Annotated in this window: 2 protein-coding genes; both read left to right on the forward strand. The window is 75.2% G+C overall.

The window, feature by feature from the left end; translation table 11 throughout:
- Positions 1-2,165: serine/threonine-protein kinase (locus J0670_RS33725; protein ID WP_207816105.1), on the forward strand; the 2,165-nt coding region annotated here is incomplete at its 5' end.
- Between the two features lie 3 nt (positions 2,166-2,168).
- Positions 2,169-3,316: PP2C family serine/threonine-protein phosphatase (locus tag J0670_RS33730; RefSeq protein ID WP_207816107.1), on the forward strand; the 1,148-nt coding region annotated here is incomplete at its 3' end.

The following is a 3,316-nucleotide window of genomic DNA, read 5'->3' on the forward strand; positions in this document are numbered from 1 at the left end:
GCGCCTCCCGCTCGATGTCCGGCCGCTCCCGCTCGCACCGCTCGACCCGCACCGGCAGCGGCCGCTCGGTCTCGGTGCGCTCCACCCGCGGCAGCGTCAGCGCGGGCACCCGCAACCGGCTGGGTGCCGGCCTGGTCACCGTGCCGACCGTGGAGACCGCCGACCCGGCGCAGGCCGTGCTGGCCAATCCCGAGGTGCCGGAGCGCAAGCGGTACTGCTCCAAGTGCGACAGCCCGGTGGGCCGGGAGAAGAACGGCCGACCGGGCCGCCCGGACGGCTTCTGCACCAAGTGCGGCACGCCGTACTCCTTCACGCCCAAGCTGCGCCGCGGCGACCTGGTCGGCGGCCAGTACGAGGTGGTCGGCTGCCTGGCGCACGGCGGGCTCGGCTGGATATACCTGGCGGTGGACCGGCGGGTCAACGACAAGTGGGTCGTGCTCAAGGGCCTGCTGGACACCGGGGACGAGGACGCGCTGGCCGCGGCCGTCGCCGAGCGCCGCTTCCTGGCCGAGGTGGACCACCCGAACATCGTCCGGATCATCAACTTCGCCGAGCACCCGGACCTGCTCACCGGCTCCACCGACGGCTACATCGTGATGGAGTACGTCGGCGGCAAGTCGCTCAAGGACATCGCCAACGACCGCCGCACCCCGGACGGGCGGCGCGAGCCGCTGCCGGTCGAGCAGGCGATCGCGTACGCGCTGGAGGCGCTCCCGGCGCTGGGCTACCTGCACGGCCGGGGCCTGGTGTACTGCGACTTCAAGATCGACAACGTGATCCAGAGCGGGGACACGCTCAAGGTCATCGACATGGGCGCGGTCCGCCGCCTCGACGACGACGGCCCGATCTACGGCACCATCGGCTACCAGGCCCCGGAGATCGCCACCGACGGCCCCTCCCCCGCCTCCGACCTCTACACCGTGGCCCGCACCCTCGCGGTGCTCACCTTCGACTTCCAGGGCTACAGCACCACCTACCGCGACACGCTGCCCGGCCCCGAGGACGTCGAGGCCTTCGCCCGGTACGAGTCCTACTACCGCTTCCTGGTCCGCGCCACCGACCCCGACCCGGCCCGCCGCTTCGCCTCCGCCGAGGAGATGGCCGACCAGCTCACCGGCGTGCTGCGGGAGGTGATGGCCCTCCAGGACGACCGGCCCCGGCCCGCCCTCTCCACCCTGTTCGGCCCCGAACTCCAGGTCGTCGACACCGAGTTGGTGCTGCCCACCGAACAGCCCGGGCAGCTGCGGATCACCGCCCTGGACCCGGCCGCCGCCGCGCTCGCGCTGCCCATCCCCCGGGTCGACCCGGGGGACCCGAACGCCGGCTTCCTCGCCACCGTGCTCTCCCCGGACCCGGCGAACACCCTCGCCGCCCTGGCCGGCGCCGCGACCGACTCGGTCGAGCTGCGGCTGCGCCGGCTGCGCGCCCTGCTCGAACTCGGCCGCCGCACCGACGCCGCCGAGGAACTCGGCGAGCTGGAGCACGACCACCCGGACGACTGGCGGGTGGTCTGGTACCGCGGCCTGACGGCCCTGGCCGGGGCCGATCCCCGGGCCGCCGCCGAGGCCTTCGACGCGGTCTACGACGCCTTCCCCGGCGAGGCCGCGCCCAAGCTGGCCCTGGCCATCTGCGCCGAACTGCTCGGCGACGGCGGCGACGCGGCCGAGTTCTACCGGCTCGTGTGGACCACCGACCACGCCTACCTGAGCGCCGCCTTCGGCCTCGCCCGGGTCCGGCTGGCCGAGGGGGACCGGCCCGGCGCGGTGCGCGTCCTGGAGTCCGTCCCGGCCACCTCCAACCAGTACACCGCCGCCCGGATCGCCGCCGTCCGCGCCCGGCTGCGCGAACGGCCCGCCACCGACCGGCTCGCCCCCGACCTCACCGCCGGCTCCGAGCAGCTCACCGCGCTGCCGCTGGACGACCGCCGCCGCGAGGAGCTGTCGGTCGAGGTGCTCGGCGCCGCCCTGGAGTGGGTCGCCGCCGGTTCGGCTGGTGCCGAACCGGCCGGTGCCACCCTGGTGCTGGGACGTCCCGCCGTCGAGCGGGAACTGCGCTTCGCCCTGGAACAGTCCTACCGGGTACTCGCCCGGTTGGCCGACCGGGCGGAGACGAGGATCGAGATGGTGGAACGGGCCAACCGGGCCCGCCCGAGGACGTGGGTGTAGCCGATGCCGCAGCAGACCGAGTGCCAGAGCTGTTCCGAGCCGATGGACCCGGAGGACGCGTTCTGCGGCCGTTGCGGGACCGGCCGGGACGGCCGGGCGGCCCCGGGCGCGATGCCCACGAGCTGGGCCGCCGCCCACGGTGAGGCCGTACCGGCGCAGCGCGGGCCGGTCTGCGTGCACTGCGGGCAGGCACAGGTCACCGAGGACGGCTACTGCGAGGGCTGCGGCAGCGCCCAGCCGCGCCCGCGCGACCACATGGAGAAGGCGCTCGCGGGCGTCGCCGGGGTCAGCGACCGCGGCGTGCGCCACCACCGCAACGAGGACTCCTTCACCGTCGCCGCCACCTCGCTGCCCGGCGGCGAGCCGGTCGTGGTCGCCGTGGTGTGCGACGGCGTCTCCTCCTCCGACCGCCCGGACGAGGCCTCCGAGACCGCCGTCGACGCCGCCTCGGAGTCCCTGCTGAGCTCGCTGGAGGCCGGCCGGGACCCGAACGAGGCGATGCGCCAGGCGATCGCCGACGCCGCCGCGGCCGTCGCCGACCTCGCCACCGACGGCGCCGGGCCCACCCGCCCCGACCTCAACGCGCCCGCCTGCACCTACGTCAGCGCGATAGCGGCGGGCGGCCGGGTCACCATCGGCTGGGTGGGCGACACCCGGGCGTACTGGATCCCGGACGACCGCGCCGCCGCCGAGCCCTTCCGGCTCACCCAGGACGACTCCTGGGCGGCCCGGATGGTCGAGGCCGGGCTGATGACCGAGGCCGAGGCGTACGCCGACCCGCGCGCCCACGCGATCACCGGCTGGCTCGGCGCCGACGCCGAGGAGGTCGTCCCGCACACCCTGAACTTCACCCCGCACGTCCCCGGAGTGCTGCTGATCTGCACCGACGGGCTGTGGAACTACGCCGAGGCGGCCACCGACCTGGCCTACTTCGTCCGGCCGGACGCCCGCACCGAACCGCTCGCGGCGGCGCAGACCCTGGTGAAGTTCGCGGTCGCGGCCGGCGGCCACGACAACATCACCGTCGCGGTGCTGCCGATCGACCCGCCCGCGGCCGCCGTCGAGGAGGCCGAGCAGACGCCCACCGCCCTGGACCTGCGGGTGGTCTCCGCCCGGCCGAGCGCGGACGACGGCGACCGGGGCGCCGAGGA

This window comes from Streptomyces sp. FH025, assembly GCF_017427025.1.
Classification (GTDB): domain Bacteria; phylum Actinomycetota; class Actinomycetes; order Streptomycetales; family Streptomycetaceae; genus Kitasatospora.